The 25,758-nt window shown below is 36.1% G+C and carries 20 protein-coding genes and 4 tRNA genes; 2 read left to right on the top strand and 22 right to left on the bottom strand.

What is annotated here, in order from left to right; genetic code table 11:
• Positions 1 to 188: 188 nt before the first annotated feature.
• From ACNQGH_RS19845 to ACNQGH_RS19760, 18 genes are all read right to left on the bottom strand, one after another.
• Positions 189 to 500: a DUF3467 domain-containing protein gene (locus ACNQGH_RS19845; RefSeq protein ID WP_035670440.1), complete on the bottom strand. Its 312-nt coding sequence runs from the start codon at positions 498 to 500 to the stop codon at positions 189 to 191.
• 8 nt (positions 501 to 508) lie between these two features.
• Positions 509 to 4,816: a DNA-directed RNA polymerase subunit beta' gene (gene rpoC / locus ACNQGH_RS19840; protein WP_417957753.1), complete on the bottom strand. Its 4,308-nt coding sequence runs from the start codon at positions 4,814 to 4,816 to the stop codon at positions 509 to 511.
• A 276-nt stretch (positions 4,817 to 5,092) separates the two neighbouring features.
• On the bottom strand, positions 5,093 to 8,905 hold the full coding sequence (rpoB, locus tag ACNQGH_RS19835) for a DNA-directed RNA polymerase subunit beta (RefSeq protein ID WP_417957752.1): 3,813 nt from the start codon (positions 8,903 to 8,905) through the stop codon (positions 5,093 to 5,095).
• Between the two features lie 278 nt (positions 8,906 to 9,183).
• Positions 9,184 to 9,552: a 50S ribosomal protein L7/L12 gene (gene rplL, locus ACNQGH_RS19830; protein WP_417957751.1), complete on the bottom strand. Its 369-nt coding sequence runs from the start codon at positions 9,550 to 9,552 to the stop codon at positions 9,184 to 9,186.
• 92 nt (positions 9,553 to 9,644) lie between these two features.
• Complete coding sequence (gene rplJ, locus ACNQGH_RS19825; RefSeq protein WP_417957750.1) at positions 9,645 to 10,157, bottom strand: 50S ribosomal protein L10; 513 nt, start codon at positions 10,155 to 10,157, stop codon at positions 9,645 to 9,647.
• A 22-nt stretch (positions 10,158 to 10,179) separates the two neighbouring features.
• The gene (gene rplA / locus ACNQGH_RS19820) at positions 10,180 to 10,869 is read right to left on the bottom strand and encodes a 50S ribosomal protein L1 (protein WP_039109061.1); all 690 of its coding nucleotides are present in this window, start codon (positions 10,867 to 10,869) and stop codon (positions 10,180 to 10,182) included.
• Between the two features lie 13 nt (positions 10,870 to 10,882).
• A complete protein-coding gene (rplK, locus tag ACNQGH_RS19815; RefSeq protein WP_066082293.1) occupies positions 10,883 to 11,320 on the bottom strand; it encodes a 50S ribosomal protein L11 in 438 nt (145 codons plus the stop codon).
• A gap of 68 nt (positions 11,321 to 11,388) precedes the next feature.
• The gene (nusG, locus tag ACNQGH_RS19810; protein ID WP_417957749.1) at positions 11,389 to 11,940 is read right to left on the bottom strand and encodes a transcription termination/antitermination protein NusG; all 552 of its coding nucleotides are present in this window, start codon (positions 11,938 to 11,940) and stop codon (positions 11,389 to 11,391) included.
• 10 nt (positions 11,941 to 11,950) lie between these two features.
• Positions 11,951 to 12,148 carry a preprotein translocase subunit SecE gene (gene secE, locus ACNQGH_RS19805; RefSeq protein WP_039109059.1) on the bottom strand — a complete coding sequence of 66 codons (198 nt, stop codon included), beginning with the start codon at positions 12,146 to 12,148 and terminating at the stop codon, positions 11,951 to 11,953.
• 18 nt (positions 12,149 to 12,166) lie between these two features.
• Positions 12,167 to 12,237 (bottom strand) — tRNA-Trp (locus ACNQGH_RS19800).
• Between the two features lie 58 nt (positions 12,238 to 12,295).
• On the bottom strand, positions 12,296 to 13,483 hold the full coding sequence (tuf, locus tag ACNQGH_RS19795) for an elongation factor Tu (RefSeq protein ID WP_039109058.1): 1,188 nt from the start codon (positions 13,481 to 13,483) through the stop codon (positions 12,296 to 12,298).
• A gap of 59 nt (positions 13,484 to 13,542) precedes the next feature.
• Positions 13,543 to 13,614 (bottom strand) — tRNA-Thr (locus ACNQGH_RS19790).
• A gap of 66 nt (positions 13,615 to 13,680) precedes the next feature.
• Positions 13,681 to 13,761, bottom strand: a tRNA-Tyr gene (locus tag ACNQGH_RS19785).
• Positions 13,762 to 13,793: 32 nt separating this feature from the next.
• A tRNA-Thr gene (locus ACNQGH_RS19780) sits at positions 13,794 to 13,867 on the bottom strand.
• 91 nt (positions 13,868 to 13,958) lie between these two features.
• Entirely contained in the window at positions 13,959 to 14,261 is a 303-nt protein-coding gene (gene hpf, locus ACNQGH_RS19775; protein ID WP_417957748.1) for a ribosome hibernation-promoting factor, HPF/YfiA family, read from the bottom strand.
• A gap of 34 nt (positions 14,262 to 14,295) precedes the next feature.
• The gene (locus ACNQGH_RS19770; RefSeq protein ID WP_417957747.1) at positions 14,296 to 15,192 is read right to left on the bottom strand and encodes a tyrosine-type recombinase/integrase; all 897 of its coding nucleotides are present in this window, start codon (positions 15,190 to 15,192) and stop codon (positions 14,296 to 14,298) included.
• A gap of 70 nt (positions 15,193 to 15,262) precedes the next feature.
• The gene (rpsU, locus tag ACNQGH_RS19765; RefSeq protein ID WP_035670421.1) at positions 15,263 to 15,457 is read right to left on the bottom strand and encodes a 30S ribosomal protein S21; all 195 of its coding nucleotides are present in this window, start codon (positions 15,455 to 15,457) and stop codon (positions 15,263 to 15,265) included.
• Between the two features lie 256 nt (positions 15,458 to 15,713).
• A complete protein-coding gene (locus ACNQGH_RS19760) occupies positions 15,714 to 16,856 on the bottom strand; it encodes an acyl-CoA dehydrogenase family protein (RefSeq protein ID WP_417957746.1) in 1,143 nt (380 codons plus the stop codon).
• A 395-nt stretch (positions 16,857 to 17,251) separates the two neighbouring features.
• On the opposite strand from ACNQGH_RS19760, the gene ACNQGH_RS19755 reads away from it, so the two are divergent.
• A complete protein-coding gene (locus tag ACNQGH_RS19755) occupies positions 17,252 to 17,383 on the top strand; it encodes a hypothetical protein (RefSeq protein WP_417957745.1) in 132 nt (43 codons plus the stop codon).
• Positions 17,384 to 17,607: 224 nt separating this feature from the next.
• Positions 17,608 to 19,245, top strand: a complete 1,638-nt coding sequence (locus ACNQGH_RS19750; RefSeq protein WP_417957744.1) for an amino acid permease — start codon at positions 17,608 to 17,610, stop codon at positions 19,243 to 19,245.
• Positions 19,246 to 19,321: 76 nt separating this feature from the next.
• On the opposite strand, the gene ACNQGH_RS19745 is transcribed toward ACNQGH_RS19750, so the two are convergent.
• The 4 genes from ACNQGH_RS19745 to ACNQGH_RS19730 form a co-directional block, all read right to left on the bottom strand.
• The gene (locus tag ACNQGH_RS19745; protein WP_039109053.1) at positions 19,322 to 19,549 is read right to left on the bottom strand and encodes a hypothetical protein; all 228 of its coding nucleotides are present in this window, start codon (positions 19,547 to 19,549) and stop codon (positions 19,322 to 19,324) included.
• 179 nt (positions 19,550 to 19,728) lie between these two features.
• On the bottom strand, positions 19,729 to 20,211 hold the full coding sequence (locus ACNQGH_RS19740; protein WP_417957743.1) for a 3'-5' exonuclease: 483 nt from the start codon (positions 20,209 to 20,211) through the stop codon (positions 19,729 to 19,731).
• Between the two features lie 381 nt (positions 20,212 to 20,592).
• On the bottom strand, positions 20,593 to 22,716 hold the full coding sequence (locus ACNQGH_RS19735) for a RagB/SusD family nutrient uptake outer membrane protein (RefSeq protein WP_417957742.1): 2,124 nt from the start codon (positions 22,714 to 22,716) through the stop codon (positions 20,593 to 20,595).
• Between the two features lie 32 nt (positions 22,717 to 22,748).
• The gene (locus tag ACNQGH_RS19730; protein ID WP_417957761.1) at positions 22,749 to 25,559 is read right to left on the bottom strand and encodes a SusC/RagA family TonB-linked outer membrane protein; all 2,811 of its coding nucleotides are present in this window, start codon (positions 25,557 to 25,559) and stop codon (positions 22,749 to 22,751) included.
• Between the last annotated feature and the right edge of the window lie 199 nt (positions 25,560 to 25,758).

Below are 25,758 nucleotides of genomic sequence, written 5' to 3'. Positions count from 1 at the left end.
ACAAAAACCCAACAAATCTACCCTATAATTTATAGTATTTACAGGGCTTAACTACCCCTTGCCTTTATTGCTTTTTCAATAAAAATAACGGTAAAAGGTTAATTATCCGCTTAAAAAAAAGCGTTTTACTAAAAAAAAAACCAAAAAAAAAGGTCCCATTTCTGGAACCTTTTTTCTATAATTTAGAATTATGCTTGTCCTGCAGGACCAAAATTAAGTGGTATCGAAGGCTGCTCACTGTCTTTTATCTCGCCATGGGCGACTTCGAAGCGGTGAATGTTTTCTCCAATAGCTTTCAACAATCTTTTGGCATGCTGTGGTGTCAAGACAATTCTTGATTTTACCTTAGCTTTAGGAATACCAGGCATGATACTTACAAAATCCAAAACAAATTCTGAAGAGGAATGATTAATTATTGCTAAATTGGAATAGATTCCTTCAGCAGTTTTTTCATCCAACTCAATGTTGATCTGTTCTTGTTGTTGATTTGAATTGCTCATATCTTTTCTTAATAAATGTATTCCTCTTTATTAGCCATCATATCATTGTAATCCTCTTTTGAACCTACAATTGTATTGTCATATTCTCTCATACCTGTTCCGGCAGGGATTCTATGTCCTACAATTACATTTTCTTTCAATCCTTCTAAGTAATCGATTTTACCTGCAACAGCAGCTTCGTTCAATACTTTAGTAGTTTCTTGGAAAGAGGCAGCTGATATAAACGATTTCGTTTGAAGTGATGCTCTTGTAATACCTTGTAAAACTGGTGTTGCAGTTGCAGTAACAACATCACGAGCTACCACAAGATTTTTATCTGTACGTTTCAAAAGAGAGTTTTCATCACGCAACTCACGAGGCGTTATAATTTGTCCTTCTTTTAAAGCACTAGAATCTCCAGCATCTTCAACTACTTTCATACCATATAAGTTATCATTTTGAACGATAAAGTCTTTAGTGTGAATTAATTGATCTTCTAAGAATAAAGTATCACCCGGATCTTGTACTCTTACTTTACGCATCATTTGACGTATTACTACTTCAAAGTGTTTGTCGTTGATTTTTACCCCTTGCAAACGGTACACTTCTTGAATTTCATTAACCAAATACTGTTGAACAGCTGCTGGCCCCTGGATTCTTAAAATATCATCCGGAGTTATTGCTCCATCAGATAAAGGCACCCCTGCTCTTACGAAGTCATTTTCCTGAACTAGAATCTGGCTTGACAATTTAACCAAGTATTTTCTAATGTCACCGAATTTTGATTCGATAACAATCTCACGGTTACCTCTTTTGATTTTTCCAAAAGAAACAACACCATCAATTTCAGAAACAACGGCTGGGTTTGAAGGATTACGAGCTTCTAACAACTCTGTAATTCTAGGTAAACCTCCTGTAATATCTCCTGATTTAGAAGAACGACGTGGAATTTTTACCAATACTTTACCTGCTTTAATTTTCTCACCGTTTTCAACCATCAAGTGGGCTCCAACCGGTAAGTTATACGAACGAATTAATTCATTGTCTTTACCGTAAACCAATAAAGTTGGAATTAATTTCTTAGCTCTGGATTCAGAAATTACTTTTTCCTGGAAACCGGTTTGCTCATCAATTTCAACCATGAATGATTGACCTTGCTCTAAATCTTCGTAAGCAATTTTACCAGTAAACTCAGAAACGATAACCCCATTATATGGATCCCATTTACAGATTACATCTCCTTTAACTACAGACTGACCGTCTTTAACGAAGATACTGGAACCGTAAGGAATATTGTTTGTACTTAATAAGATACCTGTTCTTTCATCGATTAATTTCAATTCAGATGAACGAGATACTACAATATCTACTGCATTACCTTCACTATCTTCCCCTTTAACCGTTTTTAAATCTTCAATCTCCAGTTTACCGTTAAATTTGGTAATAATACTAGACTCTTCAGAAATACCACCCGCAACCCCACCAACGTGGAAGGTACGTAATGTTAACTGTGTACCAGGTTCTCCAATAGATTGTGCTGCAATTACACCAACTGCTTCACCTCTTTGTGTCATTTTACCAGTAGCTAAATTTCTACCGTAACATTTTGCACAAATACCTTTCAACGCTTCACAAGTCAATGGAGAACGCACTTCAACTTTCTCAATAGGAGAGGCGTCAATTGCTTTCATTATAACTTCTGTGATTTGCTCACCAGATCGAACTAAAACTTCACTGGTCAAAGGATTGATTAAGTCTTGCAATACAACACGTCCTAAAATTCTTTCTCCCAGAGATTCAACTATTTCCTCATTCTTTTTCAATGCTGATACTTCAACACCTCTTAATGTACCACAGTCTTCGATATTAACAATAACGTCTTGAGACACATCATGCAATCTTCTTGTTAAATATCCTGCATCGGCCGTTTTCAAAGCCGTATCCGCAAGACCTTTACGCGCACCGTGAGTAGAGATAAAGTACTCAAGGATCGAAAGACCTTCTTTAAAGTTAGAAAGAATCGGGTTTTCAATAATTTCACCACCACCAGCAGTAGATTTTTTAGGCTTAGCCATCAAACCACGCATACCGGTTAACTGACGAATTTGTTCTTTGGAACCCCTTGCTCCAGAATCAAGCATCATATACACAGAGTTGAAACCTTGTTGGTCTTCTCTAATGTTTTTCATTGCTAACTCTGTAAGTTGTGCATTCGCTGAAGTCCATACATCAATAACTTGGTTGTAACGTTCGTTATTGGTAATAAGACCCATGTTATAATTAGCAGAAATACCTTGAACTTGTTCTCTGGCGTCTGCAATTAATTTAGGTTTTTGATCTGGAATTCTAATATCACCAAGAGAGAATGACAATCCACCTTTGAAGGCAAATTTGTAACCCATGTCTTTCATGTTATCCAAGAAAGCCGCAGTGGTAGGTACATCAGTCGCGCTTAAAACGTGTCCGATAATATCTCTAAGGTTTTTCTTAGTCAATACATCATTGATATATCCAGCTGCTTCCGGTACTACTTCATTAAATAATACACGACCCGCAGTAGTTTGGATGATTTGGTAAACCAAGTCACCTGCTTCATTAAAATGTTTTGCTCTAATTTTCACACGAGCATTCAATTCTAATCTGCCTTCATTCAACGCAATATTTACTTCTTCAGCAGAATAAAAAGTAATTCCTTCTCCTAAAATTTTAAGCTCAGGAGTAGATAAACGTTCTTTGGTCATATAATACAGACCCAAAACCATATCCTGAGAAGGTACCGTAATTGGAGCTCCATTGGCAGGATTCAGAATATTGTGAGAACCCAACATTAACAATTGCGCTTCCAAAATAGCTTCTGGTCCTAATGGCAAGTGAACTGCCATTTGATCCCCATCAAAATCCGCATTAAATGCAGTACAAACTAAAGGGTGCAATTGGATTGCTTTTCCTTCAATTAATTTTGGCTGGAATGCCTGGATACCTAATCTGTGTAAAGTAGGAGCACGATTCAGTAATATTGGGTGACCTTTGATTACATTTTCAAGGATATCCCAAACTACAGGCTCTTTCTTATCTATTATTTTCTTAGCTGATTTAACTGTTTTTACAATTCCTCTTTCTATCAATTTACGGATAACAAAAGGTTTGTACAATTCTGCTGCCATATCTTTTGGGATACCACATTCAGATAATTTCAATTCAGGTCCAACAACAATTACCGAACGAGCAGAATAATCCACACGTTTTCCAAGTAAATTTTGACGGAAACGCCCTTGTTTACCTTTAAGGGAATCAGATAATGATTTTAATGGTCTGTTTGATTCCGTTTTTACTGCAGAAGCTTTACGTGTATTATCGAAAAGTGAATCTACAGATTCCTGCAACATACGTTTTTCGTTTCTTAAGATCACTTCCGGAGCTTTAATCTCCATTAATCTTTTCAAACGGTTGTTACGTATAATTACACGACGGTATAAATCATTTAAATCTGAAGTTGCAAAACGACCTCCATCAAGTGGCACAAGCGGACGTAATTCTGGTGGAATAACCGGTACCACTTTCATAATCATCCATTCCGGACGATTTTCACGGTTCAGGTTAGACTCACGGAAAGATTCAACAACCTGTAATCTTTTTAAAGCTTCCGTTTTACGTTGTTTAGACGTTTCATTGTTAGCGTTATGTCTTAATTGGTAAGACAAGGCATCAAGATCAATTCTCGCCAATAAATCCATAATACATTCTGCTCCCATTTTGGCAACAAATTTATTAGGATCAAAATCATCAAGATACTGATTGTCAGCAGGAAGTGTATCTAAAATATTCAGGTATTCTTCTTCTGTCAAAAAGTCTAGTCTTTGTAACGATTCACCTTCAGCATTTTTAGCAATACCCGCCTGGATTACTACGTATCTTTCGTAGTAAATAATCATGTCTAATTTCTTAGATGGAAGACCAAGGATATAACCAATTTTGTTTGGCAACGAACGGAAATACCAGATATGAGCAATTGGCACAACTAAATTGATGTGACCTACTCTGTCTCTACGTACTTTTTTCTCTGTAACTTCAACACCACAACGGTCACAGATGATCCCTTTGTAACGTATTCTTTTATACTTACCACAAGCACATTCAAAATCTTTTACCGGTCCGAAAATACGTTCACAGAAAAGTCCATCACGCTCTGGCTTGTGCGTTCTATAGTTAATAGTTTCCGGCTTCAATACCTCACCTCTTGATTCTTTCAAGATAGATTCAGGAGAAGCAAGTCCTATTGATATTTTATTAAACCTTTTTATTGGGTTTTTATCCTTATTATTTCTATTATTCATCATAGTTTTTACTATTGATTTATTTGCAATTAAAAATTGATTTTAGATTTATGATTTACTTTTAACTCAGGAGCGAATCGCTCAAAAAAATTTAAATCATGAAACTACTACCTCGAATTACTTCTCTAAACTTCAAACAAAAATTTTGAAGTGCTATTTATCAAACCTGTTGGTCTGCCTAAAAAATCGGAACGGGTTACGGGTATAAATCCTAAAAACTTTTATAAATAAGCAATCAGTTTTCAGATAGACTATCCGAAAACTGATTACTAAACTTTTTTATTCTTCTAAACGAATGTCAAGTCCAAGACCTTTCAATTCATGCATTAATACATTGAATGATTCCGGTAATCCTGGTTCCGGCATAGATTCACCCTTAACGATTGCTTCGTAAGTTTTTGCTCTACCGATAACATCATCAGACTTCACAGTCAAGATTTCTCTAAGTGTACTTGATGCTCCATAAGCTTCAAGTGCCCAAACCTCCATCTCTCCAAAACGCTGACCTCCAAATTGAGCTTTACCTCCAAGTGGTTGTTGAGTAATCAACGAGTATGGACCTATAGAACGTGCGTGCATTTTATCGTCAACCATGTGTCCAAGTTTCAACATGTAGATAACCCCTACTGTTGCAGCCTGGTGGAAACGCTCTCCTGTACCACCATCATATAAATGCGTATGTCCAAAACGTGGTATTCCAGCCTCGTCAGTCAATTCATTGATTTGATCCAGCGTAGCTCCGTCAAAAATTGGTGTAGCAAATTTTCTACCCAAGTTCATACCAGCCCAACCAAGAACAGTTTCATAAATTTGACCAATGTTCATACGTGAAGGTACACCTAACGGGTTCAACACGATATCAACTGGTGTTCCGTCTTCAAGGAAAGGCATATCTTCATGACGAACGATACGAGCAACAATACCTTTGTTACCGTGACGTCCCGCCATTTTATCCCCAACTTTCAGTTTACGTTTTTTAGCAATATATACTTTCGCTAATTTCAGGATTCCTGCTGGCAATTCATCTCCAACAGTAATAGTGAATTTCTCTCTACGCAATGCCCCTTGTAAATCGTTCAATTTAATTTTATAGTTATGAATCAAATCATTAACCATTTTATTGGTAGCATCATCTGCAACCCATTGACCTTTACTTAGGTGAGCAAAATCTTCAACAGCATAAAGCATTTTTTGAGTATATTTTTTACCTTTTGGTAAAACTTCTTCACCCAAATCATTCATTACACCCTGAGATGTTTTTCCGTTAACGATCAAGAAAAGTTTCTCTACTAATTTGTCTTTTAATTCAACGAATTTAGTTTCGAATTCCATTTCTAAAGCGCCTAAAGCATCTTTATCCTGCGTACGTTTGCGTTTATCTTTTACTGCTCTTGCGAACAATTTTTTGTCTAAAACAACACCATGTAAAGAAGGAGAAGCTTTCAATGAAGCATCTTTTACATCACCTGCTTTATCCCCGAAGATCGCACGAAGCAATTTCTCTTCCGGAGTAGGATCCGATTCTCCTTTTGGAGTAATTTTTCCAATAAGAATGTCACCAGGTTTAACCTCGGCTCCAATTCTGATCATTCCGTTTTCATCTAAATCTTTAGTAGCTTCTTCAGAAACGTTTGGTATATCGTTTGTTAATTCTTCGTTACCTAATTTAGTATCTCTCACTTCTAATGAATAATCATCAACGTGAATAGAGGTAAAAATATCGTCACGAACTACTTTTTCAGAAATTACAATCGCATCCTCGAAGTTGTATCCTTTCCATGGCATAAAGGCCACTTTCAGGTTACGACCTAAGGCTAATTCACCATTTTGGGTCGCATATCCTTCCGATAATACCTGACCAAGAACCACTCTGTCTCCTTTTCTTACGATAGGTTTCAAGTTGATGCTTGTTCCTTGATTGGTTTTTCTAAATTTGATTAGATTGTATGTTTTTTCATCAGGCTCAAAACTTACCATTCTTTCTTCTTCAGAACGATCGTATTTGATAGTGATGATATTGGCATCAACATATTCAATAACCCCATCTCCTTCAGCATTAATCAATACTCTTGAATCAGAAGCAACCTGACGCTCTAAACCAGTTCCAACAATCGGTGCTTCAGGACGAATTAACGGTACGGCCTGACGCATCATGTTAGATCCCATCAGGGCTCTATTCGCATCATCATGTTCTAAGAAAGGAATCAAAGAAGCTGAAATAGAAGCAATTTGATTTGGAGCAACATCAGTATAATCTACTCGTGTTGGTTCAATTACCGGGAAATCACCTTCTTGACGCGCAATTACGTCTTCGGCAGTAATTTTTCCGGTAGCATCCATTTGGATATTTGCCTGAGCAATCATCATTCCTTCTTCTTCTTCTGCGCTTAAGTAAACCGGAGTAGACTCTAAATCTACAGTTCCGTTGGTTACTTTACGGTAAGGTGTTTCGATGAAACCCATTCCATTTACTTTCGCATAAACACCAAGAGAAGATATCAAACCAATGTTTGGTCCCTCAGGAGTTTCAATTGGACATAAGCGTCCGTAATGCGTATAGTGAACGTCACGTACCTCAAAACCTGCTCTTTCTCTCGAAAGTCCACCTGGTCCTAGTGCAGATAATCTTCTTTTGTGTGTAATCTCCGCAAGTGGATTCGTTTGATCCATAAACTGAGACAACTGGTTTGTTCCAAAGAAAGAGTTGATAACAGACGATAATGTTTTGGCATTAATCAAATCTATTGGTGTAAACACCTCGTTATCTCTAACGTTCATACGCTCTCTAATGGTTCTGGCCATACGGGCTAAACCAACACCGAATTGTTGAGACAATTGTTCACCAACTGTTCTAACACGACGGTTTGATAAGTGATCAATATCATCAATCTCTGCTTTAGAGTTGATTAATTCAATCAAATATTTTACAATGGTAATGATATCTTCTTTGGTAAGCACTTGCTTTTCCATAGGAATATCCAAACCAAGTTTTTTGTTCATTCTATAACGACCTACTTCACCTAAGTTGTAACGTTGATCAGAAAAGAATAATTTATCTATAATACCACGAGCAGTCTCTTCATCAGGCGGTTCTGCGTTACGCAATTGTCTGTAGATATGCTCAACAGCTTCTTTTTCAGAATTTGTTGGATCTTTTTGTAACGTATTATGAATGATGGCATAATCACCTTGATTAGCATCTTCTTTATGCAACAAAATAGATTTAACGTTAGAATCGATGATTTCTTCTACATTATCTTTGTCGATAATTGTATCTCTATCAAGGATTATTTCGTTACGTTCGATAGAAACTACCTCACCAGTATCTTCATCCACGAAATCTTCATGCCATGTATTCAATACACGAGCAGCTAATTTTCTACCGACATATTTTTTAAGACCTGTTTTAGAAACTTTAATTTCTTCAGCAAGGTCAAAAATTTCTAGAATATCTTTATCTCTTTCAAAACCAATTGCTCTAAAAAGAGTGGTAACTGGTAATTTTTTCTTTCTGTCGATATAAGCATACATTACGCTGTTAATATCTGTTGAAAATTCTATCCAAGAACCTTTAAAAGGAATTACTCTGGCAGAATACAATTTTGTACCATTTGCATGGAATGATTGACCAAAGAAAACACCCGGTGATCTATGTAATTGAGATACAACTACACGCTCAGCACCATTAATAACAAAGGTACCACTTGGTGTCATATAAGGAATTGTACCAAGATAAACATCCTGAACAATTGTTTCAAAATCTTCGTGTTCTGGATCTGTACAATATAGTTTTAACCTTGCTTTTAAAGGCACACTATAAGTAAGACCTCTTTCTATACATTCTTGAATTGTGTAACGTGGTGGATCTACAAAATAATCAAGGAATTCCAATACAAAGTTATTTCTTGTATCAGTAATTGGGAAATTTTCCATGAAGGTATTGTAAAGCCCTTCGTCGCCTCTTTCGTCAGATTTAGTTTCTAATTGAAAAAAATCTTTAAACGATTTTACCTGAACATCTAGAAAATCTGGATAATCAGGAATATTTTTTGTTGAGGCAAAATTCAATCTTTCAGTCTGATTTGTTATCATCAATGGACAAAATTTTGATTAAAAAAGTAATTTTTTTTTGTACAAATATTGATTTATTTATACTTTCCTTTTACAACCATTACATCTTTAAAAACCAATTTAAGATAACTACTTTCTTATTATCTGTTAATTTTTTTTCCTCGTAATGGGTAAAATGAATTTATTTTAAAAGGCTATTATGTAATTATACAAGGTAGACTTTTGTTATACGAAAAATGGTTTAGGTCATTGGGCGACTAAACCCAAGACCTAAACCTAATTCTTTAAACCGAGTTTAACTATTTAAGTTCAACTACAGCTCCAGCTTCTTCTAAAGATTTTTTAAGCCCTTCAGCTTCTTCTTTAGAAACACCTTCTTTAACGTTGCTTGGTGCGCTATCTACTACATCTTTAGCTTCTTTCAAACCTAAACCTGTAAGTTCTTTTACTAATTTAACTACAGCTAATTTAGAAGCACCAGCTTCTTTCAATACAACTGTAAATTCAGTTTGAGCTTCTTCAACTGCAGCATCACCACCACCAGAAACTACTACAGCTGCAGCAGCTGGTTCGATACCGTACTCATCTTTTAATATTGTTGCTAATTCGTTAACTTCTTTTACTGTTAGGTTAACTAATTGTTCTGCGAATTGTTTCAAATCTGCCATTTTTTCTATCGTTTTAAAATGATTTGTAAAAATATAATTTATTTATTGTGCGCGTTTTTTTTAATAAAAATTAGAGTAAGACCCTATTTTCATTATGCTTCCACTTCTTCTGTAGCCTCTTCGCTTTTTGCGAATTGGTTTTGAAGAGCAGAAATAACTCTTTGTGCTGGTGACTGCAATAATCCAATAAGTTCGCCGATAAGCTCTTCTTTAGATTTAATAGTTGCTAATGCATCTAATTGATCGTCTCCAATATAAATTTCAGCGTTAATAAAAGCTCCCTTTAATACAGGTTTAGCTGATTTTTTTCTGAAATCTTTAATTATCTTGCCAGGAGCGTTTGCTATCTCAGAAATGAATATAGCACTATTACCAGTCAAAACTGAAGGTAAATCGCCATAATCATTAGCTGAAGCTTCCATCGCTTTTGCAAGCAACGTATTTTTAACTACTTCTAATTTTATACCTGCTTTATAACAAGCTCTTCTCAAGTTTGAAGTTGCTTCTGCATTCATTCCAGAAATATCAGATACATAAACAATGTTTGTACCAGCTAACTGTGCAGTTAAAACTTCAATCGCGATTGATTTTTCTTCTCTAGTCATACTAAAAATTTTTAACTACCAATTATACTGCTTTAGGGTCCAAAGCAATTGCTGGACTCATAGTGCTAGTTAGGTAAATACTTTTAATGTACGTTCCTTTAGCAGCAGTTGGCTTAAGTTTGATTAATGTTTGAATAATTTCGTGTGCATTGTCAACGATTTGCTCGCTTCCAAAAGAAATTTTACCAATTCCTGCATGCACGATACCAGTTTTATCAACTTTAAAGTCAATTTTACCAGCTTTAACCTCTTGAACAGCTTTTGCAACATCCATAGTTACAGTACCTGTTTTAGGGTTTGGCATTAAACCTCTAGGTCCTAAAATACGACCTAATGGACCTAATTTACCCATAACAGAAGGCATAGTGATAATTACATCAACATCTGTCCAACCGTCTTTAATTTTTTGTAAATAATCATCAAGACCTACATAGTCTGCACCAGCTGCTAAAGCTTCCGCTTCTTTGTCTGGAGTAACCAATGCTAATACTTTAACGTCTTTACCAGTTCCATGAGGTAATGTTACCACACCTCTAACCATTTGATTCGCTTTTCTTGGATCTACGCCCAAACGAACTGCGATATCAACAGACTCATCAAATTTTGCAGAAGCAACTACTTTTATCAATGCCGCAGCATCTTTAAGAGAATATAGTTTGTTCTTTTCAATTTTTGAAGCAGCCTCTTTTTGCTTTTTTGTTAATTTTGCCATGTCTTTCTCTTAATTAAAAAGGAGCGTCTCCTGATACAGTTATACCCATAGATCTAGCTGTTCCAGCAACCATACTCATTGCAGACTCCATAGTGAATGCATTTAAGTCTGGCATCTTGTCTTCAGCAATAGCTCTAATTTGTTCCCAAGTAACACTAGCTACTTTTTTACGATTAGGCTCACCAGAACCAGATTTTAGCTTTGCAGCTTCCATTAACTGAACTGCTGCTGGAGGAGTTTTTACAACAAAATCAAATGATTTGTCTTTATACACAGTAATTTGTACTGGGCATATTTTGCCGGGTTTATCTTGAGTTCTAGCATTAAATTGCTTACAGAATTCCATGATGTTTACCCCAGCAGCTCCTAAAGCAGGTCCAACCGGTGGCGACGGATTCGCAGCACCTCCCTTAACTTGTAGTTTAACTACCTTACTAATTTCTTTAGCCATTTTTTAAAAAATTTAACACTACAATCATTGGAAGCGATTGTAATGGATATTATAGATGTAACAAAAAATTATACTTTTTCAACTTGCATAAAACTTAACTCCAATGGTGTTTTTCTTCCGAAAATCTTAACCATTACTTCTAGTTTACGCTTTTCTTCATTGATTTTCTCAACCGTTCCATTGAAACCGTTAAAAGGACCATCAATTACCTTAATAGTTTCTCCAATATTGAAGGGAATAGAACGAGTATCTGTATTTACAGCTAACTCATCTACTTTACCTAACATTCTGTTAACTTCAGAAAGTCGTAATGGCACAGGCTCACCACCTTTAATTTCACCTAAAAAACCAATAACACTTGTTATAGACTTGATAATATGAGGTATTTCACCTATTAGATTTGCCTCAATCATGACATAACCAGGAAAATAGACTTTATCCTTGATTATTTTTTTTCCTTCTTTTACAGTAACTACTTTTTCAGTAGGAACGAGAACTTGAGAAACATAATCACCCATGCCTAATCTTGCGATTTCGGTTTCGATGTATGCTTTCACTTTATTTTCTTGTCCGCTTACTGCTCTAACTACATACCACTTTTTAATATTATTATCTGCCATAACAAAAAAATTATGCTTTTATCCAGTTAAAAAATCCAGCCAATGCTTTTGCGAAAATTTCATCTACTCCCCAAGTTGCCAAAGCGAATAATACTGAAAAAACAGCAACAACAATCGTTAGACGTTGTACCTCAGCCCAAGCTGGCCAAGTTACATTTGACTTTAATTCTTCAAATGCTTCTGATATGTAATTAACAACTTTTGTCATTATGATTTAGTTTATTTGCACGGGCGGAGGGATTCGAACCCCCATCAACGGTTTTGGAGACCGCTATTCTACCCTTGAACTACGCCCGTTTATTAAAAACCAGTAACCACCCAAGGCGTTACTGGTTTTAAAAATTATTTTATAGGATTATGCTACAATCTCAGTTACCTGACCTGCACCTACTGTTCTACCACCCTCACGGATAGCGAAACGTAAACCAACATTTAATGCAATTGCACTAAGCAATACAACATCAATAGTTAAGTTATCCCCAGGCATAACCATCTCTACACCTGCTGGCAAAGTAATGATACCTGTTACGTCTGTTGTACGTACGTAAAACTGTGGACGGTAGTTATTGTGAAATGGTGTGTGACGACCACCTTCTTCTTTTTTCAAGATATAAACCTCAGCTTTGAAAGTAGCGTGTGGTTTAACTGAACCTGGCTTACAAATAACCATTCCTCTTTTGATGTCTTCTTTTTGAATACCTCTTAAAAGAATACCTACGTTATCTCCAGCTTCTCCTCTATCAAGGATTTTACGGAACATCTCAACTCCTGTAATAGTAGAAGTCAATTTTTCAGCTCCCATACCAATGATTTCAACTGGATCTCCAGTATTAGCAACACCTGTTTCGATACGACCTGTAGCAACAGTTCCACGACCAGTGATTGAGAATACATCTTCAACAGGCATTAAGAAAGGTTTTGCAACGTCTCTTACCGGCTCTTCGATCCAAGCATCAACAGCCTCCATCAATTCAAGAATTTTTGGTACCCAAACTGGATCATTGTTCAATCCACCTAAAGCTGAACCTTGAACAACAGGACCATTATCTCCATCATATTCGTAGAAAGATAACAAGTCTCTGATTTCCATCTCAACTAATTCAAGTAATTCCTCATCATCAACCATATCCACTTTATTCATGAATACAACCATTCTAGGAATACCTACCTGACGTCCTAAAAGGATATGCTCACGTGTTTGTGGCATTGGTCCGTCAGTAGCAGCTACAACAAGAATAGCACCATCCATTTGAGCAGCACCTGTAACCATGTTTTTTACGTAATCCGCGTGACCTGGACAGTCAACGTGAGCGTAATGACGATTAGCAGTTTCATACTCAACGTGAGATGTATTAATTGTAATACCTCTTTCTTTTTCTTCAGGAGCATTATCAATTTGATCAAATGATTTTGCTTGACAGTAACCAGCATCAGATAATACTTTCGTTATTGCTGCAGTTAAAGTAGTTTTTCCGTGATCTACGTGTCCAATTGTACCTATATTTAAGTGCGGTTTGGAACGATTAAAATTTTCTTTTGCCATTTTACTTAATTTTTAATCTTAGTTATTATAATTTATTAGTGTTCAAATATTACATTTTGAGCCAATGTCGGGAATTGAACCCGAGACCTCTTCCTTACCAAGGAAGCACTCTACCCCTGAGCTACACCGGCAGAGAAATCTTTATTTCCAGTTCAGCATTTCAAATTTTCAAATCCGAACTTTTAAACTTCATTTTGTGGGGAGAGCAGGATTCGAACCTGCGAAGTTTACACAGCAGATTTACAGTCTGCCCTCGTTGGCCGCTTGAGTATCTCCCCTAACCATTAATTATCAATATTTCAAAAAAAAGAGCCGGTGGAGGGACTCGAACCCACGACCTGCTGATTACAAATCAGCTGCTCTAGCCAACTGAGCTACACTGGCATAATCAATAAAAAAAGTCCGCTATTTCTAACGGACTGCAAATGTAGAGATTTTATCTCTCAATCAAAACATTTTTTCAAAAAAATTTATATTAAATGTGCGAACTTATTTTTTCTTTCCTTTTTACCAACAATCGTTCTAAAGATTCAGCACAAAGTTCCACTGCTTCTTCAAAAATTTTACACTGCTTTTTAACTACAAAATCATCTCCCGGAACATTAATTTTTATCTCAGCAATTTTGTTCTCTTTATCACTTGTCTTTTCAACTTTCAAAAAAACATCCGCCGATACTACTTTATCGTAATATTTTTCTAATTTATCCATTCTTTCTTGGACAAAATCTAGTAGCTTTCTGTCAACAGTAAAGTTAACCGCTTGAACATTTACCTTCATAATCATTTTTTTTTAATAGTTAAACATTTTTAAATTATTTCTGATTCCTTGGATGCGCATCTTCATATACTTTTTTTAGCTCTGATAAACTATTGTGCGTATATATCTGAGTCGAAGCCAAACTGGAATGTCCCAATAATTCTTTCACTGAATTCAAATCGGCCCCGTTATTTAATAGATGAGTTGCAAACGTATGTCGCAATATGTGCGGACTCTTTTTTACTTTCTCGGAGACTGCACTAAAGTAAGAATTTATTAATCGATACACAAAAGAATCATTTAATTTTAACCCTTTTTTTGTGAGAAAAAAATAATCACCATCAACTACCGACAATAAAAAGGAACGCTCTTTTAGGTATAAAGAAAACTGATTTATAACTATCGGTAAAACAGGAAGGATCCGCTCCTTATTCCTTTTTCCCAACACTTTGATTGTACCACCGGACAAATTAACATTAACTACTTTTAAATGAATCAACTCCGTTCTTCGCATACCGGTAGTATAAAACAAATCCACTATAAGCTTGTTTCTTATCTCTTCAAAACCTACCGGATTTTGCAGATGCCCTAACGCCTCTTCCACTTCTTTTTCGGAAAACGGAATTTGCAATAGTTTAGGTGTCTTTAACGCCTTGTGTTTTAGTAACGGACTAACCTCTATTTGTTTTGTCTTTAATAGAAATTTATAAAATGCTTTTAAGGATGCAATTTTTCTATTAACTGAGGTATTCGACATAGCACCATCAACAAGAGACACAATCCAACTTCTAATCTGACTGTAATTGACCTGTTCTACATGCTCCTGGTCGAAATGAATCGCATTGAATAATTCGAAAGAAGTGATATCATTGCAATACGCCGTAACGGTATGTGGAGAATATTTTTTCTCCAACTGCAGATAATCCCGAAATGCGTCTTTATTAGTAGCCATAAAAAAACCGTTAGCATCAAAGTTATAAAACTTTTAATGACTAACGGTAATTTATTCTAATAGATATTGACTAACTCTCTAAGTTATCTCTCATATTTTGGATATAAGCTGCTTTTTGAATTTTGATTCTATTGGTAACTGAAGGCTTAATAAAAGCAGTACGTGCTCTTAATTGACGAACAGTTCCTGTTTTATCAAATTTTCTTTTGTAACGTTTTAACGCTCTATCGATATTTTCTCCGTCTTTAATTGGTATAATTAACATAATATAGACACCCCCTTTCTTTAAGTGTGCAAAAGTAAACATTATTTTGAATTACGAGTCATGAATTATGGATTATTTTCAGGCGTTCCTACAGGCACAACTTTCAGCATGACAAAACACGCTCTATCTGCCGTCAGACAGTCCGATCAGCGTCCTTATTATATTCAGGCCATTCCTTTTCTATCTTTGACGCAAAAGATCCAATCTGCCATCTACCGCATTTTGATTCTTTATGCTCTATTTTAAACTTCAAATACTATTCTTTGAGTAAATTTCTTGAAATTACTATTTTTTGAATCTCAGTTGTTCCTTCACCTATAGTACATAATTTAGAATCTCTATAGAATTTCTCTACAGGATAATCTTTAATATAACCATAGCCACCATGAATTTGCACCGCTTCATTAGCTACTTTGACACATACTTCCGAAGCAAACATTTTAGCCATAGCGCCCATTGTGGTAACCGGTTTGTGTTGTTGCTTCAAAAAAGCAGCTTTGTGCAACAACAATTCCGAAGCTTCGATTTCAGTTGCCATATCCGCTAACTTGAATGAAATCCCTTGAAACTCACAAATTGGCTGTCCAAACTGATGTCTTTCTTTAGAATATTTCAATGCCGCTTCATACGCTCCTTTGGCAATTCCCAGTGACAGTGCTCCGATGGAAATTCTTCCTCCATCCAAAATTTTCATCGCCTGAACAAAACCCTGTCCTACTTCCCCTAATCGGTTAGCATCAGGAATACGACAATTATCAAAAATCAATTCAGCTGTTTCGCTGGCCCGCATTCCCAATTTATTCTCTTTTTTTCCTGAGGCAAAACCTGCCATTCCTTTTTCGAACACAAAAGCAGTCATTCCTTTTGAATCTCCTTTTTCACCCGTGCGAACAATCACAACGGCTATATCACCAGAAATAGCATGTGTAATGAAATTTTTGGCTCCATTAACAATCCAGAAATCGCCATCCTTTTTTGCAGTAGTATTCATTCCACCAGCATCTGAACCCGTATTGTGTTCTGTCAGTCCCCAAGCACCGATATGTTCAGCGGTTGCTAATTTAGGAATCCATCTTTTCTTTTGTTCTTCGTTTCCAAAGGTCAAAATATGATTGGTACATAAAGAATTATGTGCTGCAACAGATAACCCAATGGACGGATCTACTTTTGATATTTCTTCTACAATAGTAATGTATTCATGATATCCTAATCCGGAACCTCCAAGTTCTTCTGGCACCAAAACACCCATAAACCCCATTTCACCTAATTTTTTAAACAAAGGCACAGGAAATGTCTGTGCTTCATCCCATTCCATTATATTCGGGCGAATTTCTTTTTCAGCAAAATCTCTTATAGATTGTGCAATCATGGATTGCGTTTCGTTGTAATCAAAGTTCATTGTAATAATGTTTTATTTTAAAAGTCCAAATATAAGTCAATTACATTTGCTTTATCAACAGTAAATCCCTTATTTTTTGTTAAATCCTCAATATTCTTACTATTTCCTGTTCAATTCCCACAAATTACAATTGCTACAGGCAAAGGGCAGCTGAAATAATACTATCGGAAAAGCGCTGAAACGATAGGAACACAATCCATTTTCTATACTTCCATTCCATTTTGATATCCTCTACAGTCTGTACTGAATTAGGACTGAAAGGATCGATTTTAGCAAACTCCTTGCAGTAGCAATTTTCATGAAATCATTTGAGATTGCAACCAAAGTCATTTTTTGATGCTGGTAATTTTTTGTCACAACATTAAAATCGACAAAAACAGACTCGTTGCAAAACAATGATTCTGTCAGATAACAAAAACACATCTGTACCTGCTTCCCTTACGACCTTAAAAAAAGGAGCATTGGCTTTTAACCCATCCGATGATTTCGAACTGATTGCTTTAACTAATCCTAAATTTATAAATTAAATCAAGACACCTTCCTTTCTAAGGGAAAATATTCGATGAAAATAGAAAATTTATTTTAAAAAACGTACTATTTGAGGGATACAGATTCTATAATGACTTTTCTATAAAATAAATCCCTTAAAAGAGTGACAAATTATTTTTTTATAACTTAAAACTAAATTATTGTTTTTATTTTTTATAAAAAAGAATACATTTGGACCTTAATAACAAAAAAACCATAAAATATGTCTATTTGGAAAAGAAAACCATTAGCTCAGCTTTTAGCAGAGGCCGCTGATTCTGAAAAGGGATTGAAGAAAACATTAACCGCACCCGGGTTGGTTGCACTAGGAATTGGGGCAATTATTGGAGCTGGATTGTTTTCAATAACTGGACTGGCAGCATCAATGAATGCAGGACCAGCCATAACAATTTCGTTTCTAGTAGCTGCATTTGGATGTATTTTTGCAGGTTTATGTTATGCTGAATTTTCTTCAATGATTCCTGTTGCGGGAAGTGCTTACACCTATTCTTTTGCAACAATGGGAGAATTTGTTGCCTGGATTATTGGCTGGGATTTAGTTTTAGAATATGCCGTCGGTGCGGCAACTGTTTCCATTAGCTGGTCCAGATATTTTGGTAAATTCCTGAGCGGTTATGGTATTCATATAAATGAAGCCTACATGCTTTCTCCTTTTGAAGGGGGAATAATCAATATACCAGCAGTCGGTATAGTGATGCTCATGTCATTAATATTAATGAGAGGAACCCGGGAATCCGCATTAGTAAACGGTATTATCGTTTTATTAAAAGTAACCGTTGTTTTAGTCTTTATTACAGTTGGATGGCAATACATCAGACCTGAAAACTACACCCCTTACATACCTGAAAATACGGGTAAATTTGGAGAATTTGGATTCTCCGGAATAATTAGAGCTGCAGCAATTGTATTTTTCGCTTATATTGGTTTTGATGCCGTTTCAACAGCTGCACAAGAAGCTAAAAATCCGAAAAGAGATATGCCTATTGGAATATTGTTATCATTAGCAATTTGTACTATTCTTTACATCCTTTTTGCCCACGTAATGACAGGAGTTGTAAATTACCAGGCATTTGCCGGAAAAGACGGAATTGCACCTGTTGCAATTGCAGTTGAAGCAATGGGAACCGTTGGACCGAACGGAATGATCACACCTGCTTACCCTTGGCTAAACAATGCCATTTTACTCGCTATTTTAGGGGGATATTCTTCCGTAATTTTAGTAATGTTAATGGGACAAAGTAGAGTATTTTTCTCTATGAGTAAAGATGGTCTGATGCCAAAAGTATTCTCTGAAGTACATTCTAAATTTAGAACTCCTGCAAAAAACAATTTATTATTTATGGTAATTGTGAGTCTTTTTGCTGCGTTTGTTCCTGCCAGAGTTGTTGGGGAAATGACCAGTATTGGGACTTTATTTGCTTTTATCCTGGTGTGTGTAGGAGTATTAATTATGCGTAAGAAAATGCCGGAAGCACCAAGAGCTTTTAGAACACCTCTTGTACCTTTTGTACCGATTGCCGGAGTTTTAGTATGCCTGTTCATGATGGTTTTTTTACCATTGGATACTTGGATTCGTCTTATCGTGTGGATGATGATCGGATTCGATTTGTACTTATTTTACGGAATGAAGCACAGTCATTTAAACAAAGGAAACTTTAGTTTAAATAGTTACAAAACAGTTTCAGCCTCAGGTTTAGGAATGGTATTTGCCTTAATTGTTATCGCATACATCAACCAAATAGACCCAAGTGCAGAAGGTAGTTTCTTGTTTTATTTCGCTCTGATATTTGCTTCAATTCATGCATTTATTTATGCTTACAGTTTCAAAAAAACGAGATAATAAAAACCGTTAATTAAAAAAGGGATTATAAAGTGCTTTACTGCTTTATAATCCCTTTTTCTTTTTTTATAGTGTCTTACAAATCAAAAACAGAAGTGCGTTTGGCCCTGATTAAATCCTTGAGACGAATCCAAAAAGCCAACGTCAAATAAACCGCAAACCACAATCCAACAGTAACAAACGACAAATAGATAAAAAACAATCGTACACTGCTGGCGCGCATACCCAATGTATCAGCCATACGGGAAGAAACATGAAAACCGTGTTTCTCAAAAAAAAATTTGAGTTTAATTACTACTGACATCTTTTAGTATATTTGATTGTTCTTTTTCCAATACAAACTTACAACATTATCCTATTTTCACATGGACTGGTAATCAAATTATTAGTTTTTCAGCGATGCTGTTCCAATATTCTTACAATAGTCCCTGAGTTGTAACAAGGCTTAGCTGAAAGTAATGAAAAAATAAAAAGGAAAGCGATTTATCTCAACAAATACAATTTAGCGCACGCCCGGGCATCAGACAATGCTTCGTGGTGATTTAATTCTATTTTCATTTCCCGGCAACAATCGCTTAATTTGGCTGGTTTTAATCCTTTCGCCTTATAAATTTTTACGGTACACTCCCAACGAGAAGCGATATTCAAATCGGCATAATCCAAATTATAAAGCGCCATTGATTTAGCCAGAACATTTCTGTCAAAACTTTCATTATGAGCCACAATCACTCTGTTTTTCAGCCGTTTTTGTATTTCAGGATATACTTGCGCAAATGATTTTGCATGCACCGTATCTCGTGGATATATTCCATGCACCTGAATAGTAAAAGGAGAATAGAGATTATTTGGCGGCTTGATTAAACTGACAAATTCATCTACAATTATTCCATTTTCTACGGTAACTATACCGACCGAACAAGGATGGAATGCTGTTGCGGTTTCAAAATCTATTGCGGTGAAGGTCATTATATCTGTATGTTTATAAAACGAAAAAGCCACAAATTTAGCGAATTAAATTTGTCAAATTCATGACTTTTAAAATTTTAATACTTGAAAACGGAACTATTATTTTACCCTATCTTGTTTAAAAAACGGGTATTAATTCTTTTAGACATTGAATTAAGGTCCGTTAAAGCTGCTCTTTTAAGCAGACTTAACCCGCTGCCATACTTGCATAATTCCAATCTATGCGAACCTCATCTCCTGTCACTGAAGATTTAGTACATCAATCCAGTAATCCCTGACCCATTTGTATATTTAGAAATCTGAATTATTCGACGTGATTTATAAAGCAAAAAAATCCGTCTCGAAGGACGGATTTTATATAAAAATAAATTATTGAATTAGCTATTGATTTGGAAATCCATAGCTATTCGATATTTTGCCACCGGAAACCTGAATCGTAGTGGCCGGAATAGCCAATAAATAAAGCGGAGAATAATTAGCCGTATAATCAGCCGGAAGATATCCCCCAAATACACCGGTAGTATTTACTTCCCAAGGATTAGAGGCATCATTGGTAAGATCAATACCATAAGCTACTTTTGCATATCCTGCTGCTGTAGCTGCAGTAACTTCGGTCGGAGTTAATGGTTTAAACAATCCTTTAATAGCCAACATCGATTTTTTTAATGTTACCGTTGCCGGAGCAACCCAATCCGTAGCCGTGCCTCTCCAGGCTGGAAATAAAAGCGGATACAACGGGTCTGTTGCCCCAACATAGGTATTACCCGTTAAGATATCGCTTAATCCTAAAGCTTGAGCGGCGGCAAGAGTGACAGTTTTAGTATATATATAATTAGAAATCACGTTGCCATTAGGAAAGGTATAGGAACCAGTGCTGCGAAGGCTATTTATCATAGTGGTCATTTGAGTTTGTAATTCATTTACTTTCTTGCCTAAGATTCCCCAACGAACCAAATCCATTTTACGTTGACCTTCACCTCCCAATTCAAATGCGCGTTCGTCTTGAATAGCAGCCAAAAGAGATGCGCCAGATTTACTATTGACATAACCCGAAGTCAATGAAACATAACTCGCATCACTTGGATTGAAAGCGCGTTGACGAATTTTCAACAATTCCCCTTTAGCATTAGCATCATCTCCAAGCACGGAATAGGTTTCAGCCAACAACAATATCATATCTCCCATACGCATTACTGGTGCATTAATACCCGTTATTCTTTGTTTAGTTGCAAAAGTTTTGTCAGACATACGGGAATAATCCCACTTATTCAATGACAATCCCCCATTACTTTTATTTCCCTTTTTAAATAACAGCATTTTTTCATCAGCTGCACCTCCTAAACAGGTTGTCGTAACCGTTACATCACGTCTTAAATCTTTATTGTCAAACATACCAAAATAGTAGGTTGGAAAAAAACGCATTTGCCCATACCCTTTTGGAGGATACGCTGTCGCGCCTCCATCAGAGGGACGACCAAATGCATAAGGACGTTCGCTTGTGGTAACCCCCGCTATTTGACTCACCTCAAAAATCATTTCAGGACTTATCTTATAATCCATTCCATTCTGAAAAATAGTTTGAAAAGGATTACTGAATTTTTGAGCTGGAGTTCTTGAATCAGAAGTTACAAGATGTGCATTTCCTTCATAAACTAACTTTTTCAAGTACGCATTTGCCATACTGTAATATTTCAGGTAATCGGATCGGCGTACCATTTTTCCTCTGGTAGGATGCGATTGCAGCACTTCTCCATCACCTGTATAATTTATATGCCGAAGCGCATATCCTCCACGGATTAAAGCCATACGCCCTATTAATCCATCAACATATTCTTTAGTCATACGAGTAGCAACAGTACCAACACCATTGGTGTTTAACTTATACATCATTGGCTCCACTTTAATAAGATTAGCCAACTCGGATTCCTGAATGATATTTCGATCGGTTAAACCGGCATCTTTGTAATCTGCTTCTGATAATATTGGTTTTGTAAAATAAATAACATCTCCCCAATTTCTGGTGAGCTCAAAATACATGGTAGCACGAATAGCTACGGCTTCCCCATATAAATGAGTTAAAGCAGATGCTTTTGTTTTATCTGTAGCAATAAATTCTGAATTCGATTCAAAAGCATCGATAATCACATTACAACGACTAATCGTTTTGTAAATTCCATTCCAGGCATCCGGTGTATTATCTGTTGAGCTTGGCGCTTTATAGTATAAATTTTCAGCATTAAAACGCCCTGCAACCGTTATTACATCTGGTCCAAGTTCAATATCTGAACCAACACCTGTTACATCATAAAACAATCTGCTTGAGTGTATCCCAGATTCAACACTCAATAATTCATAGGCACCTAAAATTGCTTTATCAGCTTCCGATGCCGATTGAAATACAAACTTCGAATCAAATTTCGAATCTGACTGCACTTCAAGAAAATCTTGACATGATGAAAACATCAAGGTTGACAAGATACCCAAGTATAAAATTTTTCTTTTCATTTTTATATTTTTTTAAGATTAATTGTCCGGACTTAGAATTTTACATTTACTCCAAGAGTAAATGTACGTGCTTTAGGATAGGCCCCAAAGTCCATTCCTGGCGTAGGATACGTATTATTTCTACCATTTCCAGCATCAACCTCAGGATCATATCCAGTATATTTTGTCCATATCCAAGCGTTGGTAACTGTTGCATACAACCTCAAATTTTGAATTGCTGCTTTTTTGGTAACATCAGAAGGCAAAGTATATCCAACTGTTACATTATTTAATCTTAAGAAAGACCCATCTTCAATTCCATCGGAATGTACCACTCCATTTTCATGAAAAGGCATGTATGTTTTAGCATTAACATTTAAAGCATCTAATGCTGCCGGATCATAAACCCTAACTAAATCCCCACTTGAATTAACATCAAATAAAGTATAGGCATTTTGCACGGAAGCACTAAAATTACGGAACGGAAGTTTGTTCCCATACGAGTTTGCCAATTTGTTGGCATTATAAATATCGTTACCGTACGAACCGTTAAATCCTAACAATAAATCAAATGCTTTATAGCTTGCATTAATGTTTAATCCCCCAGTAAATTTAGGATTGACATTCCCAATAATAGTTGCATCATCTGATTCGCTAATTTTTGTAGCACTAAGTGTGGAACCAATTTTTTTAAGTTTTACCATACCTGGATACGCTCCTGTAAGACCTGGAATATTACCCAAAACTCCACTTGAATCAGCTAATCCAGGTTTAAGAGTATACGTTTTTGTAGCAGCATTATAATTAAAATCGGCAGTTGTATAAAACCCATCGTATTCAAAACCACGAATCAATCCAACAGGATCTCCTACTCGAAAAGCATAATCTCCTCCGACTGGTATTGTTGAAGTAGAGGACCAGTTACTGGTGTAATATTTATAGTCTATCCCTGCTGCAAGCGCCTCAACTTTATTTCTATTAACAGATACATTCATATTAGCTGATAATTTGAAATCTTCACTTCGAACAATATCTCCACCTACAGAAACCTCAAAACCAATATTACGGGTTTGCCCAACATTCGCCATTTGTGATACATATCCGGTATAAGCAGGTACGTCATTTACCAATAAAAGATCTTTAGTTGTATTCCAATACGCATCAATTGTACCATATAACCTGTTATCAAAGAATCCTAAGTCCACCCCAAAGTTTCTTGTTATTGTTGTTTCCCATTTCAAATTTGGATTCACCAGCATAGTAGTAGAAGGAACATAAATTGCATTAGCCACATTATTGTATCCGTAACCGCCAGAAACACCGGTCCAGTCTGATCTCCATAATCCAGATGAAATCTGGTCGTTACCTACCTCACCATAACTTAAACGCAGCTTCAGATTACTAACCACTTTAGAATCTTTTAAAAAGGATTCATCCGAAGCTCTCCATGCAAATGCACCGGCAGGGAAATAACCCCATCGGTGCGATGGCGCAAAATTACTGGAGCCATCGGCACGCAATGTGGCAGTAAACAAATACTTATCTTTAAAAGCGTAGTTTACACGACCAAAGAATGAAGCCAGATGTCCTGGAACATCATAGGTATTCAAAATTTTTACCGCGTTTTGATCACCATACTGGCTCATCAAAGCAAATGCTCTGTTATAATCAAATGAAATTGGATAATTAGTGCCTGAAATCTTGGTATTTTCCCCTTCATTAGCATTAATCTCCTGTCCTAAAAGCGCATCCAATCGATGATTATCCCCTAATTTTTGGAATTTATAATTCGCTGTATTTACAAAACGATAGCCTGTGTTATAATTCTTGGTAATTGCAGCATCACCCCCCTGCACACCTACTGTATTTTTCACAAATGCACCAGTAAATTGATATTGAGAATTATATCCTTTAGACATACCATACTCCGAACGCAGGGTTAGTGCGGCATTCACTTTCCAGTTAAGAGCTGTATTTACTCTATATTTTTGGCGTACCGTCCTGTCATAAATATCATTGATAGTTGGAATTGGATCGAAATCCGGCCTAACATAATTATCATATAAACCAAGCTGAGAATTATTTCCGCTAATATCCCCCAAAGGAGTAACAGGGGTAAACCGTAATGATCTGGTTAACCACGACCCCACCGTATTAGTCTGGGCTTCACTTCCAAAAATTTCTTGATTACTATAATACAAATCCCCTTCAAAATCAAGGTTTTTTGCGATTTCACTTTTTAATTTCGCCAATACATCCGTTCTTTTATACCAAGATTGAATTTTCAAACCATTATCAGCCAAATTATCAAAAGAAACACTGTATTTGGTTTTTTCATTCCCGCCACTAATTGCAATATTATGGTTTTGCGAAGTGGTACTGCGAATAACCTCTTTCTCGATATCTCTCGAAGCAACATTCTTATAGGCATTTATACCATCCGCATTGAGGCTACTGTATTTAGTTCCAAGTCCATAAGCCATTGCCCAGGCATCTCCATATCCAAACAGGGTTCCATAATCCCAATTCAATTTTACAAAATCGTATGAATCTAATGAACCTAAATATTTAGAAGCTGTTTTAATTTGCGTACTACCATTATAGCTAATACTTATTTTACCACTAGTAGGGGCTTTTGTAGTCACAAGAACAACACCATTTGCACCACGAGCTCCATAAATTGCGGTGGAAGAGGCATCTTTCAATACATCTATACTTGCGATTTGGGAGGCTGGAATATCATTAATACTGCTGACAGGGAATCCATCAACAATAAATAATGGATCATTACTTTGAGTAATAGAACCTCCTCCACGTATTCTAATGGAAACTTTAGCATCGGGGCGACCATCAACCGCTGTAATATTAACCCAAGTTGCAGCACAAATGTTAAATAAAAGTTAATTTTGATTATATTTGTAAGATATTACCCTGATTAAAGAGTTACTGTTTTGAAGAAAGCCAGTAAAATGGGGCTTTTTATTTTCCGATTCACTTTGTAGTACACAGCGAGCTATTGTTCTTTTAGATTCATTATCAGAACTTTGAAAGATGTACTTCAAA

It is taken from the genome of Flavobacterium kochi, from assembly GCF_048286715.1.
GTDB lineage: Bacteria > Bacteroidota > Bacteroidia > Flavobacteriales > Flavobacteriaceae > Flavobacterium.
Note: the sequence above shows the minus strand (reverse complement) of the source record. Positions and strands in the feature narration are given on the sequence as shown.

Coding starts and splice junctions, on each gene's coding strand:
- ACNQGH_RS19845 (WP_035670440.1), bottom strand. CDS start 500: ATGAGCAATTCAAATCAACAACAAGAACAGATCAACATTGAGTTGGAT.
- rpoC (WP_417957753.1), bottom strand. CDS start 4,816: ATGATGAATAATAGAAATAATAAGGATAAAAACCCAATAAAAAGGTTT.
- rpoB (WP_417957752.1), bottom strand. CDS start 8,905: ATGATAACAAATCAGACTGAAAGATTGAATTTTGCCTCAACAAAAAAT.
- rplL (WP_417957751.1), bottom strand. CDS start 9,552: ATGGCAGATTTGAAACAATTCGCAGAACAATTAGTTAACCTAACAGTA.
- rplJ (WP_417957750.1), bottom strand. CDS start 10,157: ATGACTAGAGAAGAAAAATCAATCGCGATTGAAGTTTTAACTGCACAG.
- rplA (WP_039109061.1), bottom strand. CDS start 10,869: ATGGCAAAATTAACAAAAAAGCAAAAAGAGGCTGCTTCAAAAATTGAA.
- rplK (WP_066082293.1), bottom strand. CDS start 11,320: ATGGCTAAAGAAATTAGTAAGGTAGTTAAACTACAAGTTAAGGGAGGT.
- nusG (WP_417957749.1), bottom strand. CDS start 11,940: ATGGCAGATAATAATATTAAAAAGTGGTATGTAGTTAGAGCAGTAAGC.
- secE (WP_039109059.1), bottom strand. CDS start 12,148: ATGACAAAAGTTGTTAATTACATATCAGAAGCATTTGAAGAATTAAAG.
- tuf (WP_039109058.1), bottom strand. CDS start 13,483: ATGGCAAAAGAAAATTTTAATCGTTCCAAACCGCACTTAAATATAGGT.
- hpf (WP_417957748.1), bottom strand. CDS start 14,261: ATGAAGGTAAATGTTCAAGCGGTTAACTTTACTGTTGACAGAAAGCTA.
- ACNQGH_RS19770 (WP_417957747.1), bottom strand. CDS start 15,192: ATGGCTACTAATAAAGACGCATTTCGGGATTATCTGCAGTTGGAGAAA.
- rpsU (WP_035670421.1), bottom strand. CDS start 15,457: ATGTTAATTATACCAATTAAAGACGGAGAAAATATCGATAGAGCGTTA.
- ACNQGH_RS19760 (WP_417957746.1), bottom strand. CDS start 16,856: ATGAACTTTGATTACAACGAAACGCAATCCATGATTGCACAATCTATA.
- ACNQGH_RS19755 (WP_417957745.1), top strand. CDS start 17,252: ATGATTCTGTCAGATAACAAAAACACATCTGTACCTGCTTCCCTTACG.
- ACNQGH_RS19750 (WP_417957744.1), top strand. CDS start 17,608: ATGTCTATTTGGAAAAGAAAACCATTAGCTCAGCTTTTAGCAGAGGCC.
- ACNQGH_RS19745 (WP_039109053.1), bottom strand. CDS start 19,549: ATGTCAGTAGTAATTAAACTCAAATTTTTTTTTGAGAAACACGGTTTT.
- ACNQGH_RS19740 (WP_417957743.1), bottom strand. CDS start 20,211: ATGACCTTCACCGCAATAGATTTTGAAACCGCAACAGCATTCCATCCT.
- ACNQGH_RS19735 (WP_417957742.1), bottom strand. CDS start 22,716: ATGAAAAGAAAAATTTTATACTTGGGTATCTTGTCAACCTTGATGTTT.